At 68.9% G+C, this 15,868-nt stretch carries 12 protein-coding genes; 5 read left to right on the top strand and 7 right to left on the bottom strand.

Features of this window, described 5'->3' with window-relative positions; translation table 11 throughout:
- Window positions 1-3: 3 nt before the first annotated feature.
- On the top strand, window positions 4-2,259 hold the full coding sequence (locus ACYVK3_RS07080; RefSeq protein ID WP_460496579.1) for a glycosyl hydrolase family 95 catalytic domain-containing protein: 2,256 nt from the start codon (window positions 4-6) through the stop codon (window positions 2,257-2,259).
- An 82-nt stretch (window positions 2,260-2,341) separates the two neighbouring features.
- Here ACYVK3_RS07080 and ACYVK3_RS07075 read toward each other — a convergent pair whose 3' ends face one another.
- The 5 genes from ACYVK3_RS07075 to ACYVK3_RS07055 form a co-directional block, all read right to left on the bottom strand.
- The gene (locus ACYVK3_RS07075) at window positions 2,342-2,842 is read right to left on the bottom strand and encodes a hypothetical protein (RefSeq protein WP_460496578.1); all 501 of its coding nucleotides are present in this window, start codon (window positions 2,840-2,842) and stop codon (window positions 2,342-2,344) included.
- Between the two features lie 63 nt (window positions 2,843-2,905).
- Complete coding sequence (locus tag ACYVK3_RS07070; RefSeq protein ID WP_460496577.1) at window positions 2,906-3,364, bottom strand: hypothetical protein; 459 nt, start codon at window positions 3,362-3,364, stop codon at window positions 2,906-2,908.
- A gap of 66 nt (window positions 3,365-3,430) precedes the next feature.
- Window positions 3,431-3,808, bottom strand: a complete 378-nt coding sequence (locus ACYVK3_RS07065) for a hypothetical protein (protein WP_460496576.1) — start codon at window positions 3,806-3,808, stop codon at window positions 3,431-3,433.
- Window positions 3,809-3,888: 80 nt separating this feature from the next.
- Entirely contained in the window at window positions 3,889-4,263 is a 375-nt protein-coding gene (locus ACYVK3_RS07060) for a hypothetical protein (protein ID WP_460496575.1), read from the bottom strand.
- A 211-nt stretch (window positions 4,264-4,474) separates the two neighbouring features.
- On the bottom strand, window positions 4,475-5,389 hold the full coding sequence (locus tag ACYVK3_RS07055; RefSeq protein WP_460496574.1) for a hypothetical protein: 915 nt from the start codon (window positions 5,387-5,389) through the stop codon (window positions 4,475-4,477).
- A 365-nt stretch (window positions 5,390-5,754) separates the two neighbouring features.
- Between ACYVK3_RS07055 and glnII the strand changes: the two genes are divergently transcribed.
- Window positions 5,755-6,768 carry a glutamine synthetase gene (gene glnII / locus ACYVK3_RS07050; protein ID WP_460496975.1) on the top strand — a complete coding sequence of 338 codons (1,014 nt, stop codon included), beginning with the start codon at window positions 5,755-5,757 and terminating at the stop codon, window positions 6,766-6,768.
- Between the two features lie 75 nt (window positions 6,769-6,843).
- Here glnII and ACYVK3_RS07045 read toward each other — a convergent pair whose 3' ends face one another.
- Together ACYVK3_RS07045 and ACYVK3_RS07040 are read right to left on the bottom strand one after the other, a co-directional pair.
- On the bottom strand, window positions 6,844-8,169 hold the full coding sequence (locus tag ACYVK3_RS07045; RefSeq protein WP_460496573.1) for a glycosyltransferase: 1,326 nt from the start codon (window positions 8,167-8,169) through the stop codon (window positions 6,844-6,846).
- Window positions 8,166-11,360: a glycosyltransferase gene (locus ACYVK3_RS07040; protein ID WP_460496572.1), complete on the bottom strand. Its 3,195-nt coding sequence runs from the start codon at window positions 11,358-11,360 to the stop codon at window positions 8,166-8,168. Before ACYVK3_RS07040 ends, ACYVK3_RS07045 begins: the two co-directional genes overlap by 4 nt.
- 338 nt (window positions 11,361-11,698) lie before the next feature.
- Here ACYVK3_RS07040 and ACYVK3_RS07035 point away from each other — a divergent pair, with 338 nt between their 5' ends.
- The 3 genes from ACYVK3_RS07035 to ACYVK3_RS07025 all read left to right on the top strand — a co-directional run bounded on the left by ACYVK3_RS07035 (window position 11,699) and on the right by ACYVK3_RS07025 (window position 15,867).
- A complete protein-coding gene (locus ACYVK3_RS07035) occupies window positions 11,699-13,156 on the top strand; it encodes a glycosyltransferase family 2 protein (protein ID WP_460496571.1) in 1,458 nt (485 codons plus the stop codon).
- A gap of 86 nt (window positions 13,157-13,242) precedes the next feature.
- Window positions 13,243-13,824, top strand: a complete 582-nt coding sequence (locus tag ACYVK3_RS07030; protein WP_460496570.1) for a hypothetical protein — start codon at window positions 13,243-13,245, stop codon at window positions 13,822-13,824.
- Window positions 13,825-13,965: 141 nt separating this feature from the next.
- On the top strand, window positions 13,966-15,867 hold the full coding sequence (locus ACYVK3_RS07025; protein WP_460496569.1) for a glycosyltransferase family 2 protein: 1,902 nt from the start codon (window positions 13,966-13,968) through the stop codon (window positions 15,865-15,867).
- Window position 15,868: the final 1 nt, after the last annotated feature.

The following is a 15,868-nucleotide window of genomic DNA, read 5'->3' as shown; positions in this document are numbered from 1 at the left end:
TGCATGTCGGATGACTTGAAACTGACCTACGATGGCGCGTCGGAGGTCTGGCACGAGGGCCTCGCGATCGGGAACGGCCGGCTCGGCGCGATGCTCGTCGGCGAGCGGATCACCCTCAACGAGGACGGATTCTGGTCGGGGACCGGCGGTTGGGCCGTCCCCGAGGGCGTCGAGGGTATCGCGGCCGAGGCCGCCGAGGCGGTGCGGCGCGGCGAGCTGCACGCTGCCGACCAGTTGCTCACCCGGCTTCAGGGCGAGAGCACGCAGGCCTATCAGCCCGCCGGGGCGCTGCGCGTCACCCACTCCGACGAGAGCGAAGGCGAACGGCGCGAGCTCGATCTGCGCGACGGCGTCGCGACCGTCACGCGCGGGCGGGTGCGGTGCGAGGCGCTGGCGTCGGCCGGGTTCGGCGTGCTGGCGCTGCGGTGGAGCGCGGAGGAGGCGTTCGACCTCGAACTCGACTTCGAATGGCCGCACCAGGGCGGCTCGACGCTCGTCGACTTCGACGAGCTGACCTTCACCGGGCGCGCGCCGCGCAGTGTCGCGGGCGGCGAGGCGGACTACTCCGATCCATCCGGGACCCTGGGCGTCTGCCTGAACGCGCAGTTGCGCTGCGACGGCGATCTGGCGCCGCGCGGCGGCGGCTTCCGCTTCACCGGCTGCCGCGAGGCCGTGGTATTCCTGGCGATGCGCTCGGCCGCCGACCCGAACGAGCTGCTGCCGCAGGTCCAGCGGGAGTCGCGCCACGCCGCGGCGAACGGGTGGAAGACGGTCTACGACGACCACGTCGCCGAGCACCGGGCGATCATGGACCGCGTGCGGTTCGCCGTCGGCGCCAACGCCCCCGAGGCGACCACCGACGAGCGGCTGCGCCGAAGCGCCGGCGGGGAGCGCGACGAGGCGCTCGCGGTGCTGGCCTTCCAGTTCGGGCGGTACCTGCTGGCGGCCTCGTCGCGGCCGGGCACGCAGGCCGCGAACCTTCAGGGGATCTGGAACGACGAGATCACCCCGCCGTGGAACTGCGACTACACGACCAACATCAATGTCGAGATGAACTACTGGCCGGCCGAGACGTGCGGTATGCCGGAGTTCCACGAGCCGCTGTTCGACCTCGTCGACGACCTGGCGCGCACCGGCCGGGAGACGGCCGAGCGGCTCTATGACGCCCGCGGCTGGTGCTGCCACCACAACACCGACTTCTGGCGGCTGACCACGCCGTGCGACGGGCGCGCCTGCTGGCAGAACTGGCCGATGGCCGGGCTGTGGCTGTGCATGCACATCGCCGAGCACTGGCGGTTCACGCTCGACGAGGAGTTCCTCGCCGACCGGCTCGGCGTCGTGCTGGGGGCGGCGCGGTTTGCGCTCGACCGGCTCAGCGAGGGTTCGAACGGCACGCTCGTCACCAATCCGGCATCGAGCCCGGAGAACGAGTTCGTCACGCCCGAGGGCAATGCGGCGATCGACGAGACGACGGCGATGGACGCGACGCTGGTGCGCGAGCTGTTCGAGTTCGTGCTCGAGGCCGCAGACGTCGTCGCCGAGACCGTCCACGGCGAGAGCCTCGCCGTGGTCACCGAGGTCAGGCGGGCGCTGCCGCGCCTGGCCGGGGTCACGATCGGCTCCGACGGCCGCATCCTGGAGTGGGCCGCCGAGCGCGAGGAGGCCGAGGCGCACCACCGGCACGTCTCGCACCTGTACGGGGCCTATCCCGGTTCGTCGTTCACCGAGTCACCGGAACTGATGGACGCGGCGAGGCGGAGTCTGGAAGCGCGCGGCGACGCCGGGACGGGCTGGTCACTGGCGTGGAAGACCGCTTTGTGGGCCAGGCTCGGTGACGGGGACCGTGCGCATGCGCTGCTCGGGGAGTTCCTCACGCCGGTCGGCCACCGCAAGTCCGATGCGGAGTACGCGGACGGCGGGGTCTACTCGTCGCTGCTGTGCGCGCATCCGCCGTTCCAGATCGACGGGAACTTCGGGACCACGGCGGCGATCGCCGAGATGCTGGTGCAGTCGCACCGCGCCAAGGACGGCCTGCCATTGATCGAGGTGCTCCCGGCGCTGCCGAGCGCCTGGCCGGACGGGGAGGTCGCGGGGCTGCGGGCGCGGGGCGCGGTGACGCTGAGCCGGCTGCGCTGGGCCGGCGGCGAGGTCGCCGAGCTGGAGTTGGAGGCCACGGCGCAGACGCGGGTGTGGGTGGCCGTGCCGGGCGCCGAGGCGATCGAGGTGCGGCTGCAGGCCGGTGAGCGCTGGCGCCGGTAACGACGGGCAAGGGGGCGGCCGGGCTCCCCTGTAGGAGGGCCCGGCCGCTGGGTATGAACAGGTATGCAGGTGTGCTCTCGGGTCAGCAGTTGAACGAGGACGTCTCACCGAACAGCGTGATGCCGCAGACGCTCCAGTTGAACGCGCCGGTGGCGTCGGCGTTCAGCAGCGCGACGCCGTTGTCGGAGCCCACGGGCTCCTCCTCGGCGGCGATCGCGTTCTCACATTCGACGCCTTCGGTGGTCGAAGCCGCGGCGACACCGCAGACTTCCCATCGTGCGGCGTTCCGCAGGTCGACGTTGGCCACTGCCGGAAGGTCCTCGTAGCCTTCCGGCGCATCGGGAACGGCGACGCCATACGACTCGGCGTCGTAGTTCCCCGTGCCGAACAGGCCCTGGCAGGCCGGGTCCACGAACGTCCCCGTGGGCTGCTCGCCGCAGAGCACGGGCAGCATCGATGCTTGGTCGGTCTCCAGGGAGACCAGGGTCAACCAGTCCGGTGTCGAGGCCGCGGCCGTCCCGCACGGGATGGCCGCTGCGGCGGCGGCCGCGGCGGAGGCCGCGACAATGGTCTTGTATCGCATCTCTTCTTTCGACCTAACCGTCGGGTTTGCTGTGGAACCTTGCCGGGTCCTCGGCGGTGCGGCTTAGTAGTCGCCCTGGTCGTGGCCCTTGGACCGGTCGTCGTCGTCGTAGTCGTGATCGTGGTCGTGATCGTGGTCGTCGTCCTCGTGGCCCCAGCTGTCGATGTGGTCGTAGTTGAGGCACTGCTGCTCGAGCGACGGCGAGACGGCGATGTTCTGGCCGCAGATCTGCCAGTGCAGCGCGCTCGAGGCGTCGGCGTTCACCAGCGAGGTGTCGCCGGCGTCGACCTGCGACTGCGGGCCCTCGCCGATGTGGTCGCGGTTGTCGCAGACCTGGCCGATCGACTGGGCGAAGACGTTCTGCCCGCAGATCTGCCAGTGGGCCAGGCTCGAGGCGTCCAGGTTGACCAGGCTCGTGTCACCGGCGTTGACGCCGGAGTTCTGGGCCATGGCCGGAGCGGCGGCGCCGAGTGCCGCGATGCCCGCTGCGGCGAATGCCGCCGTGGTGATGGCTGTACGCATGATGTTGAAATTCCCCGTTCTTGGATCGGAAGAGGCGGGCCGGACGGCCCGCCCCTCGGGACGTGGCTACTGTGCCCAGGCCGGCATGTGGTCGTAGTTGAGGCACTGCTGGTCGAGCGACGGCGAGACGCCGATGTTCTGGCCGCAGATCTGCCAGTGGGCCAGGTCCGAAAGGTCGACGTTGCCGACCGAGCTGTCGCCGGCGTTGACCTGCGACTGCGGGCCGTGGCCGATGTGGTCGCGGTTGTCGCAGACCTGGCCGATCGACTGGGTGAAGATGTTCTGCCCGCAGATCTGCCAGTGCAGCGCGCTCGAAGCGTCCAGGTTCAGGACGCTGTGGTCACCGGCGTTGACGCCGGAGTTCTGGGCCATCGCCGGAGCGGCGGCGGCGGACGCCGCGGCGAGGCCGGCGACCGTGGCGATGACGAATGTGGACTTGCGCATTGATGTTCCCCCGGTTGATTGCTGAGATTCGTTCGGTCCGAAACCGGGGCGGGCGGCCAGACCCGCCCCGCTTTCAGGTCTTATTGAGCGTGGGCGTCGATGTGGTCGTAGTTGAGGCACTGCTGCTCGAGCGAGGGTGCCACGACGATGTTCTGGCCGCAGATCTGCCAGTGCAGCGCGCTCGAGGCGTCGGCGTTCACCAGCGAGCTGTCGCCGGCGTTGACCTGCGACTGCGGGCCCTCGCCGATGTGGTCGCGGTTGTCGCAGACCTGGCCGAAGGAGTTGGCGAGAACGTTCTGGCCGCAGATCTGCCAGTGGGCCAGGCTCGAAGCGTCCAGGTTGACCAGGCTCATGTCACCGGCGTTGACGCCGGAGTTCTGAGCCATGACGGGGGCGGCAGCACCGAAGGCGGCGACTCCGGCGGCGGCTGCGGCGATGGTAAGAACCTTGCGCATGATGCTTTTCGTTTCCTTCTTGGTTGTGCGCCCGAGCATTCGGACGTCTTCCTTTGGATTCGGCCGGACTTCATGTGAAGGCAGCCGGTGTGGGCCTGACGCGCGCCGGCGCGCCGGTACCGCCGAGGCGGTGGCCCCGGGCGATGCGACCGGTGGGATCGAAGAGCACTTCGAGTGCGCTGCGGACTCCCCGCGCCGACGCGCGGAGGCGCTAGTCCGGGGCGACGGACAGCTCGGCGGCGCGGTCCATTGGCCGCCCCAATTCCCCGACCACCGCTCGAGCGAACGACACCTGTTCGCCGTGGGTGGCCGAGGAGACTTCGACGGCGGACTGACCGCCGTCCACACTGATACCGGCGGTCGAGCCAGTGGCTCCACCGGGGATGATCTTCAGGCCGGGCTGCGTGGGGCCGTGATCGTTCCACGGCGTTGCGTTCCACGGCTTGCCGGCGTCCGCGTCCGGGACGCGCTGCGATCCGTCGTTCGGATCCGTCTGCTGCTCGCCCACAGGGGCGGCAGCGCACTCGAGGCCGGCGGCCGACCGGTCGTTCGACACTCCTTGGAGTGCCGCCGCCACCTCGGTGGAGCCGTCGCCATGCTGAAGTGTGGTGAAGCTCGGCTGTCCTTGTCCGAAGGCGCCGACGCTCCCGGGAAGCGTCGAGTCGCTCAACGGCACAAGGCCATCGGTCACCAGTCGCGCCAACGCTTTGACCTCGTCGGTCGCGGGCGCGACAGTCTTGTAGACACCGGACACCGCGTCATCGGGACCCTCCGTGATGGAGGCCGTCCCCTCGGCCAGGGTTCCCAGCAGCGGTGTCACCACTTCAGCGGCGCTGTCTCCTACGGACTTGCCGTTCGACTGATTCGTTCGCGCGTCGTCGTGCAATGCGGTGCGCACGGATTCCACCGGCTCATCCACCAACGACCCCACCGGTGCCGCCAGACCCGACACCAGCCCCGGTGACGTCCCCTCGTCCGCCGGTGCCCGAGATCCCTGCTGGTTGTGCGGGACCAGTCGCGCGGCCAGGCGCGACATTTCGGACACCTCTGCGGAGAGCGGATCAGTCACCGCGGCAAGGCCTGTAACCTCGGTGGTTTCGTCCGATGCCCAAGCGGTGGTCGCCATGCCCAGGGCCCCCAAGAGAAGGGAACCGAATGCTCCGAGCGCGGCACCAAGGAGGAGCCGGGGCACGCCAAGGCGGCGAGCGATCTCGCAGCCCCGCCTGATGCTTCCCATGATCTCCCCCGTCGTCCTGAACCTGAACGCGAGCGGCGCAACCGCTCGCATCTAGAAGAACGAAACTGGCCGAATCGGGGATACGGGGTGAGGGATATTTTCTGCTCCGAATTTGGATGAAAAGGACTCACGAATGGCCCCGTGTCCCACCGAGCACTGGTTAACAGATTGTTTACACGGCTTCAACGCAGGAGAAATTGCAGCTTGGGAGCGTGACAGCGTCGCACGCATCCAGAGTGAAGGGCTCCTACCTCATGGCTATCAAGGCCGAGTACATCTGGCTCGACGGCACCGAGCCGACCGCCAAGCTGCGTTCCAAGACCAAGATCCTCACCGACGGCGCCGAGCCGCCGATCTGGGGCTTCGACGGCTCCTCGACGAACCAGGCCGAAGGCAACTCCTCCGACTGCGTCCTCAAGCCGGTCAAGGTCGTCCCCGACCCCATCCGCGGCGGCGACAACATCCTGGTGCTGTGCGAGGTGCTCGACACCGACTTCACGCCGCACCCCACGAACACCCGAGCCGCCACCGCCGAGACGGCCGAGAAGTACGCCGCCCAGGAGTCCTGGTTCGGCATCGAGCAGGAGTACACCTTCATGGTCGGCTCGCGGCCGCTGGGCTTCCCTGAGGGCGGCTACCCGGCCCCGCAGGGCGGCTACTACTGCGGGGTGGGCGCCGACGAGATCTTCGGGCGCCAGATCGTCGAGAAGCACCTCGACAACTGCCTGGCCGCCGGACTGCCGATCTCGGGCATCAACGCCGAGGTCATGCCGGGCCAGTGGGAGTTCCAGGTCGGTCCGGCCTCCGCACTGGACGTCTCGGACTCGCTGTGGTTGGCGCGCTGGCTGCTGTACCGCACCGCCGAGGAGTTCGGCGTGTCGGCGACGATCGACCCGAAGCCGGCCAAGGGCGACTGGAACGGCGCCGGGTGCCACACCAACTTCTCCACCAAGGCGATGCGCGAGGACTACGAGCCGATCATCGCGGCCTGCGAGGCCCTGGGCTCGAAGGCCGAGGAGCATGTGGAGCACTACGGCCACGGCATCGACGAGCGCCTGACCGGCCAGCACGAGACGGCGCACTGGAGCCAGTTCTCCTACGGCGTCTCCGACCGCGGGGCCTCGATCCGCATCCCGTGGCAGGTCGAGAAGGACAAGAAGGGCTACCTGGAGGACCGCCGCCCGAACGCCAACATGGACCCGTACACCGTCACCCGCATGATGGTCGACACGGTCTGCAGCGCCCTCGAAAAGAAGGGCCTCGTCTGAGCGACCGACAGGACGAGCCTCGGGCCGGGAGCCGCTCGGCGGCTCTCGGCCAGTTCGTCACTTGCTCGACAACGGTCAGCGGCCGGGAAGCGTGACCCCCAGCGAGGCCACCCGGCGCAGCAGCGCCTCGTGCGAGAAGCGCTCCTCGACGACGGCGAAGGCGCGGTCGCGCTGCTCCTCGTAGGCACCGCGGTCGCGCACGAGCGACCGGACCGTGTCGGCGACCTCGCCGGGTTCGCAGTAGATCGCGCCCGGGCCGAACAGATGCTGGAAGCGGCGGTCCATCACCACGGGCACCCCGGCGGCCATCGCCTCGAGCGGGGCGATGCCGAAGGCCTCGCGCCCTTCGGCGGCGATGAAGTACACCATCACGTCGAGGCCGTGAAGGAAATCCCTGGCGTCCATCGACCCGAACGGGTGAACCGTCCAGTTCGTAGGGAGACGTCCGAGGCGCTGCTCGACGGTCGCGGCGCCGCCGAGGACGCGCACCTCGAAGTCCTCGTCACCGGGGTAGCACGCCCGCAGGTCCTCGGCAGTCTCCGGCCATTTGAGCGCGTGGTCCCTCGAGTGGCGCCCGATACGGATCGGGCCGCCGGTCGCGGGTCGGCCCTCGCGCCGCCACAGAGCCGGGTCGAGGCATTCGTGCCAGTCCTCGGGAGCGAGGTCGACGTCGGTGATCTCGTCCGCGTGGTGCTCGACGAGCGCGCGGCGGACCATCGGCCCTACGGGATGCCAAGAGCAATCGCCGACCCACTCGTCGAGGCTCTCCTTGACCCGGCGGACGTCCCAGGCCTCCTCTTGACCGCCTTCGGAGCCGTAGAACTTGAACGGGGTCTGGTTGACGACGAGGACCGTCCTCGCCGCGGTGATCCGCGGCATGTCGTCGCGGCGCCGCAGGACGACGGTCGGCAGGCGGACGATCATGAGGTCGCAGGCGACGGTGTCCCAAGGAGTCAGCATGCGCACCAGCTCGCCGTCGACGAGCGAGGCGACCTTCTCGTGGACGGGGCGTGCCACGTCCCAGTGGAAGACTGGGTGGTGGAGCAGGCCGACGCGCAGTCCAGCGTCGCGGTAGGCCCGAATCTCCTCGGCGTTGGCGGTCGTGTTGCCGCCGGGGAGCGCGAAGTGCGAGACGATGACGATGTCCAGCTCGAGGCGGATGTCGGCAGCTTTCGCACGCCGCCGGCGTTCCTGCCAGTCGATCAGGGCCGCGCCGGCCTCGAGCCGCACCGCCGCGGTCTCGTCGGTGTCGCTCAGCAGTCGGCGCAGGTCCGGCGCGGCGGCCGTCGAGAAGCCGTGCTCGAGTCGGCCAGTGAGCTTGCGGAGCATCTTGCGCCGGCTCGTGGTGACCGTGCCGATCGGCGGAATGGGCTCGGGCTTCTCGGATCGCCGTTCCATCATCGTCCCTTCACCACGGTCGCTTCAACGCCGACGCCGAGCGCGGCGGCCCGGCGCAGCAGCGCCTGGTAGGAGAAGTCCCGTTCGACCTTGCCCACGGCCCGCTCGGCCTGCTCGGCGTACAGCTCGGGGTGGTCCATGAGCTCGCGGACGCGGGCCTGGACCTCCCACGGTTCGCAGTAGACAGCTCCGTCACCGAACAGCGGCTCGAAGCTGCGAGGCAACACGCAAGGCAGGCCGACCGCCATGGCTTCGAGCGGTGTCCGGCCGAAGGCCTCGTCGCCGGATTCGGCGATGAAGAAGACGACGACGTCCAAGCCGTGGAGGAACTCCTTCGGTTGCATCGAGCCGAACGGCAGCACCGTCCAGTTCTCGGGCAGGCGGCGCAGGATGCGCCTGGCAGCCTTGGCTCCGCCGAGCACGTGGATCTCGAAGTCCTCCGAGGCCGGGTAGCAGGCGAGGATCTCCTCGGCCGACTCGGGCCATTTGCGGACGTGGTCGCGGGCGTGGCGGCCGATCCGGATCGTGCCGGTGTCGGCACGGCGCCGCTCGCGTCGCCATTCCTCGACGTCGAGGACGCCGTACCAGTAGTCGTCGGCCAGATCGATGCCGTCCATCTCGGCGGCGTGCTCGCCTTCCAGGAGACCGCGCACCACCGGGCCCTGCGGATACCAGGTGTGCTCGCCGAGCCAATTGCGCAAGTTCTTGTGGACGGTGCGGATGTCCCAGGTCAGGCGCCGACCATCAGTGGGGCCGTAATACTCGTACGGCGGCTGGTTGACCACGAGGATCGTCCGACGCGCGTTCATCTCGGGCAAGTCGTCCATGGGCCGCATCATGATCCTGGGGAATCGCACGATCGCCAGATCGCACCTCACCGTGTCCCGCGCGGAGATCCAGACGACGCCGTCATCGGCGAGCAGATCCCTGATCTTGTGGTTCAGCGGCCGGTCCAACGGCCAGTCGTAAACGGGGTGGTGCACGAGTCCCACTCGCAGGCCCGCCTGGCGGAAGGCGCGGATCTCCTCCGCGCTGGACGAGGAGCTGCCGCCGGGGAGCATGAAGTTCGATACGACGACGACGTCGAGTTCCAGGACACGACGCTCCGCGGCGGCATCGAGGTCATACCAGTCGGCCAGGACTTCCATCGCGGCGAGCCGGTGCGCCGGCGCCTGCCGGGCGTCGTTCGCGATCTCGGTCAAGTGCCTGATCGCCTCCTCGGACCAGCCTTCGTGGAGCCGACTCGTCCACAACCGCAGTTCCTCGGCCTGCCACTCGGGCATGGCGAGGACGGTGTCGCCGGAGGGGCGGCGCCTGTGCAGCGCGCGACGCACCTTCGCAAGCGTCCGGCCGGCGAAGCGCCGCAGCGCGGCGCGCTTGCCGCGCAGCATTCGTCGCGGCAGGCGCGCAAGCGGGCGCAAGCCGGAGCGTACGCGCACGCGACGGGTGCGCTTCGGCGCGGCGGCGAGCGTCTCCGTGTCGGCGCCGGAAGCCGGGGCCATGACGCGGACGGCACGGAGCGAAGGGAAGTCGACCTCGATCGCGGCGGCGAGGGATTCATCGGCGGCGACGACTTCGGCGGATTCGACGGCACCGAGATCGGCCCATTCGACGCCGAGCGCGGCGGCTCGGTGCAACGGCGTGCGCGCGATCGGGATGTAGCGGTCCTCCAGCGAGCACCAGCTCTGGTAGTGCGCGATCGCCACGGACCGGCCGGCGCTCGCCTCGGATTCGAGTTCGGCGAGCATCGCTCGTTGCTGGGGTCCCTCGTATCGCCAGTCGGCCAGGTAGATCCGGTCTATCGCTGCGTGCTGGGGTGCCTCGCCGAGCAGCGGCGCAGGCGCGGGGAAGGGCCGACGTGGCGCCGAGGCCTCCAGGAAGGGTTTGGACTTCTTCTGCTGGATCTCGCGGTGCCAGTGGTGGAACGAGGCTTCGTAGACGGCGCGCAGCGGGTGCATCCAGCCGTCGCCGACCTCCCCTCCGGACAGCGACCCGCGCTGCTGACGAACGATCGTGTGATTGGCTTCCAGGCGGCGCCACCGCCGCGAGCCGAAAGCCTTCTGGATGCGAAGGCGGAACTCAGAGTCGGCGCCCTTGCGCGAGACGTCGAAGAAGCCGATCCGCGAGCGGACCGGTTCGGCGCGGAACATGATCGACGTCGACCGGGCCTCGCTGAGTCTTCGGCCCGGGAAGGTGAACAACCGCAGGTCCTCGGTGGCCCTGACGCCGTTGCTCATGGTCATCACCAGGTCAGCGGCCTCGAGCAGCGGAGCCGCCTGCTCCTCGAGCCAGCGCGGGCTTGCCCAGTCGTCGGAGTCCAGGCCGGTGACGAACTCGCCGCGGGCGCGGGCGAGGGCCAGATTGCGGGCCCGGTAGGTGCCTCCGTTGGTCGGCCGGCGCAGGAGCTCGATCCGCGGATCGAGGGCCGCGGCCTGCTCCAGTACCGTCTCGTGACCGGGGCCCGAGGCATCGTCGATGAGCAGCAGCTCCCAGCGCTGCCAGGTCTGGGCGGCGACCGAGCGCACGGCAGTGAGCAGTTCAGGTCCCGGCCGGTGGCAGGTCATGATGATCGAGACGAGCGGGCCCTGTTCGACAGGATCGGGTGCGGCGGCGTGAAGCCGGTCGAGCATCGGCCGACCGTCGTCGCCGTCGAGCCCAAGGCCGTCCCAGCCGGCGAAGCGCCCGAAGCGCCGGATGAAGTCGGTCTCGTCTCCGCCGGAGGCCGGGTGCGCCAGTTCGGCTCCGACGGCCGCCACCAACTCGTCCGGGACTCCGCTCAGGGGCTCCAGCAGCCGCTCGATGCGGGCACGATCGCCGTTCCGGACCGCCAGACGCAGGTAGGTCTCGCGGTGGCGGCTCTCAAGCGGCCCCGGCGCGAGCGCCGCGGCCCGGTCATAGAGCTTCAGTGCGCGCTCGGGATCGGACGCGTCGATCGGACGGACGGTCAGGACCCAGGCGAGCTCGCACAGCGCCGCGGGATCGAGCGCCTCGTCGGGCAGCACGAGGAGCTCCTCCACGGCACGAGGGCGGGAGGTCCCCGTGGAGGCATGCGCCATCAGCAGCCGTCTGCCGAGGGCCGAGCGGTTCCTGACGACGCTGGATCCGATCGCGTGCACTGACCCGGAGGCGAGCTCGGAACCGTAACATTCGAGGAACCGATCGGCCGCGTCGTACGGGCTGGAGTCTGTAGTCATTGGTCCTAGTGAGTCGTATCAGCGAGGGGAATCGGGGGCGCCGACCAATCCACTGGGCACAGCTTCGGGACGGCGTCATTGGGTGTAGCGCCATTGTCGCAAAGGTTCGCAACCAGTGCACACCACGTCGGCCTCCGACGCACTTCTCCGTCACATGCGAAACTGCGGGTAGGGCCTCTGGTGAGGCGCGCACCAGCGCCATCGCGAATATCACAATGTAAGCTCGAGCCTCGATGGAATCCCCGCTCTCACAGACGTCGGCCGGCCTTCGGGTGCCCCGGAACGACAGCGCTGTCATCACTCCGGCCCCACTCGGGGAATGGCGCCCCACGCATCGAGTGTCGGTCGTCATTCCAGCTTACGGCGAGCAGGCCGCCCTCGACCTGACACTCGCCGCGCTCGCCGCCCAGACCTACCCCGCGGAACTCCTTGAGACGGTCGTGGTCGACGACGGCAGCGTACCGCCGCTGCGCCTGCCCGAGCTCCGGCCGGCGGGCACCCGCATCATCCCGAACGACTCGGGCGAGTGGGGCATCGCTTCGGCGGTGCGCACCGCGATCACCGCCTCGTCGGGCGCGGTGATCCTGCGACTCGATTCGGACGTGATCCCTGGACCGACCCATGTGGAGGCGCATGCGCGCTGGCACGAGCGGGCCGACTACTTCACGGTCGTCGGCAAGCTGGCGTTCGTCGACGCCGAAGCCGAGTCCTTCGGTCCCGCCGAGGTGCGTGATGCCGTCGCGGCGGCGGACCAGCTGAAGCTTTTCGGCGATGCGGTCGTGAGCGACGACTGGGAGATCGCTCTGGTCAAACGGTCGGGCGGGGTCGTCGAGGACGCGGTGCGCGGCTTCACCGTGGCCAACGGCGCCACCATCTCGTTCACCAGGGCCATGTACGAGGCATGTGGCGGGCTCGACACCTCGATGCGTCTGGGCAGCGACACCGAGCTCGGATACCGCCTTGCCCAGCATGGGGCGCTGTTCATCGCGGACACCGAGGCGGAGGCGTGGCATCTGGGCTTGTCGCAGATGAAGTCGCGCCGGAACGAAGGGAAGCGGTTCCGGCATCCGTTCCTCGCCAATCGGGTGCCGCTGCTGCGGCACCTGCGGGCGCAGCCGGGACGTGACTGGGAGGTGCCCTACGTCAGGGTGGTGGTGGATGCGGCGCGAGCACGCCTGGAACCGATCCGCGCCACCGTGAATTCGGCGCTCTCGGGCTCGGTGGCCGACGTCGAGGTCGTGCTGACCGGCCCTTGGGAAGGGCTCTCTGACGAGCGAGTCGCTCCGCTGGCCGACCCGCAGCTGGATCTGCGACTCATCTCCGAGACCTTCCGCGGCGAGCGGCGAGTTCGATTCCTGGATCACCCCCCAGAACGGGCGGCGCCGGTCCCATTCCAACTGTTCCTCGATCCTGGGGTCGTTCTGCGCTGGGACGGCCTGGAGCATCTGATCTCCTACGCCGACGAGCATCGTCTCGGTCGAGTCGAGTCGAGCGTGCCGAGCCGCCGCGGCCCGTTGTCGGTTCGGCTGGACCGTACGGCGGCGCTGGCCCGGGCCGGAAGGCTGCGCGGACCGGGTGAGACGGCCGAGGAGGTACTCGAAGAGCTGTGGGGTGTCGCCCGGACGGAGCCGGACGAGTGGTTCGAAGACCTGTTCTCCGAGCGGCCCGGCCGGCAGCGCCAGATCGAAGCGCTCAGGGCACTCCTGGCGCGGCTCGAGGCCGCCGAGACGAAACCGCCTTCGCTGCCCCGGCGACTGGCCCTGCGCGTCCGCCGCGCGTTCGGCCGAGCGCGCTGAAAGCATTGCGCGGCAACGGCCGCGTCTGCATCCAACGATTCGAACTCCCATACGGCCGCAGGTGGGCATTGTGGGAGGATGAAGCCATGACCAACGTATTCGTGCTCTGCACTGGACGCTGCGGATCGCTGACCTTCGCAAGGTCGTGCGGGCATCTCGACAATTACACGGTCGGGCACGAATCCAGGGCCAAAGTCGTCGGCTCCGAACGGCTCGACTACCCGCCCAAGCACATTGAAGTGGACAATCGACTCTCCTGGCACCTGGGGCGACTGGCTCAGGCCTATGACGGCAGTGATGTGAAGTACATCCATCTCGTCCGTGACCCCGAGGCGGTCGCCCGGAGCCATCTCGCCCGGTGGGAGTCGCCTTACCGGGCTTCGATGATCCGCGCCTACGGGCACGGCCTCGTCATGCGAATGCACGACTGGCCGGAAGAAGAGCGCATCGAAGTCTGCCGTGATTTCGTCGCTACCGTGACCGCGAATATCGAAGAATTTCTGCGCGATAAGGAGTCGATGACCGTCCGCATGGAAGAGGGCCCGCATCTCATGCCGAAGGTCTTCGAGTGGATAGGAGCAGAGGGCGACTTTGGCGCGGCAGTGGCCGAATGGGATACAAAGTACAATCCGACGACCCAATACGATCGCGGCGTTTCCGGCGAGTAATTGCCGAGGCCACTGAGGCTCGTTACTGTGTTCGACCCCGAGACGACATGAGATAGCATGCTGACTGGCTGCGGAACGGTGTGCCCGACCGTGCGAAGCCGAATCTGCTCGATCGCCCCCTAGGACGGATACCGGCTCCCAATGATCTCCCAGCATCTGCGGCGCCTTCTGGGAGACCAGACGGCTTTCATCGGCCTCACCGGCTTCACACCGGACTTCGAGCGCGCGATCACGGAGCTCGAGGCCGACACTTCGGTCGTGAACCTGGACCAGGTCGATGAACTGCCCGACCTCCCCTCCCGTGCCGGCTCGATCGTCCTGCTCGCCCGAACCACGACCGACCTCCACCGCGCCGCGGGATTTCACCACCGCCTTCCTTCGGGCAAGCACCTCATCATCGCGGTCACGAACATGGCACCGCAGAGCCGCCCGGTCTCGACGGCCCTGCCGACCACTCCCGCGTGGAGCTCGCTGACCGACTTCAAGATCGTCCGCGGTCCAGAATCTCACTGGAGAACCGAGGCGCGACTCGAACGCGTCGCGTCGATCGGGACCCTCCTCCAAGCCGTCATCGCCCCTCGGCGCAGGAACTTGGCGCCCCGCTCGCCGCGGCTCGGCGTGGTGGGCCCGAACGCCTCGTACTGGACGGCCGGCGCACATGCGGTGAGGGTGCCGTCGATCGCGCCCGGGACTGAGCCCTCCGCCTACCCCGAAGCCGACATCGCGCTCACCACGGCTCCCGCGGAGCGCACGCCGACGTGGGAAGGGCACACCGAGATCCACGTACGCCCCGAACCGCGTCGATTCACCGGCCGGTCCGCATACGCCGACCCGGTGCACACCGACCCCTTCGACGTCCCGATCCCGCCGGTGGACGAATGCACCGTCAACCCCATCGGATTCGTCGCCGAACCGGACGGCGAGCACGCGGAACTTCGCTACGACGGAGAGGGCTGGACGGTCGTGGAACACGACCGGGAACCCCTGGCACTCCCTGGCGACGGCACTGTCACCGACGTCGAGATCGGGGCCTTGCGTCGAGTCCGGTCCCTCCGCATCGACTGGAACTCGCACACCGGCTCCACGGCCGCGCTGCGGAGCGTGGCAGGGCTGGCCGCAGCCGGCGTTCCGCTGATCTCGCGTTCTCCGGCACCCATGTGGGCCATGTCGCTGCACAAGGAGCTGCTTGCGGAGATCGACAAGTACGGCCCCGATGACCTCGAGGATCGCCTGTTGCGCGAGATGCACAGCATCCGCGTCCGCAGAATCGCCCTGCGAGAGTATTCGACCCATGCCGAGTACCGGCGAATCCGCGGCCTCGGAGAGCAGCCGGTGTCCGCGATCCTGTGCACCAGGCGCCCGGAGTACCTCGCCTCGATCACCGACCAGATCAACCAGCAGCGGCACTCCCGGGTCGAATTGGTCATGGTCCTGCACGGCATCGACAGGAGTCTGCCCGAGGTCGAAGCGGCGCTCCGGGACCTGACGATCCCCTCGACCGTCGTCGAAGCCCCGAGCTCGACCGTGTTCGGCGAGGCGCTCAACCTCGGATTCGGAGCGGCCTCCGGCGCATACGTCGCGAAATTCGACGATGACGACTGGTACAGCCCTCACCACCTGACCGACCTGCTGCACGCCCACCGCTATTCGGGCGCCGAACTGGTCGGCGCCCAGACCGAGCTCGTCCATGTCGAAGAGTTCGACCGCACCGTGCGGAAGCGGTATCAGGACGCCGAGACCTTCACCACGCACCTGTCCGGCGGCACGCTGCTGCTGCGCCGCGACGACTTCCTGGCGGTCGGTGGATACCGGCCGCTGCCCCGCAGCGAGGATCGCGGACTGCTCCAAGACGTTCTCGACTCGGGCGGCAGCATCTACAAGATGCACGCGCTCGGCTACGTGCTCACGCGCCGCGCCTCAGGGCACACTTGGGACGAGGAGTCGTCGTACTTCCTGCGCGACAACGTTCGCCAGTGGCCGGGCCTCAATCTCGGACGAGCCGTCGTCGCGGACGACCTCGAACCATGCGTCCTGCACCAATGAA

It is taken from the genome of Glycomyces tarimensis, from assembly GCF_054776215.1.
The sequence above is the reverse complement of the archived record's forward strand: the minus strand, read 5'-3'. Positions and strand labels throughout refer to the sequence as shown.